1 protein-coding gene is annotated in these 771 nt (G+C 34.2%); it reads right to left on the reverse strand.

All coding sequences use genetic code 11. The annotated features are described in order from the left end of the window. Positions 1-441 precede the first annotated feature (441 nt). Positions 442-771: MerR family transcriptional regulator (locus KH893_RS11175; protein WP_281166194.1), on the reverse strand; the 330-nt coding region annotated here is incomplete at its 5' end.

Raw genomic sequence — 771 nt, forward strand, 5'->3', positions numbered from 1 at the left:
GATATCATATGCCTTACGGATTTAGATTCATTGATTAAAAATTCGTTTCTTAAAAATAAGCTGTTAATATTTACTTAGATGAGGATTAAATGATGAGTATATTTTGAAGATTTTTTGTCTACTAATTTAAATAGAAATAGGGTTTTATGTCGGAGATTCCAGTGACTTTTAAAGATTTAATGTGTGAAGTTTCAGAATCTACAAAAAATTTTTTATGGGGTTAGCCGTATTGAACAGAAAAAATTGGCCAATATACAACGCCTCTGTTTGTAGTAGATTATATATAGCGGAAAGGCTATTGGATAATGCGATCATTACTAAAGATACTATCAATATACTTTATCCGGGAACCATTACTGGAACTCTCGGATTGTCAGTTGTGCAGCATTTATTAAAGATATGTAAATCACCCAACAGGCTTATCATTGTGCTTCGAAACAGTTATGCATTTCGGTCCTTATTGAGATATGAGCTAGAAAGAGATTCGGATGTCTTTTCTTCAGTTGCACTCTTAATGTCTGCATTCACCTTTTTGGTTGCATCCGGATCGCGGTATCTATTTAGTTTATAGTCGATTTCACTCAAATTTTCAGCAATTTTCTTTTGCTCCTCTAGCACTGCTGCAAGATGTTCCCCAACAAGCTCAACACGGTCAGGAATCGTATCAGGACCGGCCATTATCTGATTTACGTATCGACGGATATTTCTGATTTTCATTCCGGTATTTTTTAAACAACACATTGTGTGTATTATTTTTAGATCGCTATCTGT

Origin of the sequence: Liquorilactobacillus sicerae, assembly GCF_029916425.1 — a bacterium.
GTDB lineage: Bacteria > Bacillota > Bacilli > Lactobacillales > Lactobacillaceae > Liquorilactobacillus > Liquorilactobacillus sicerae.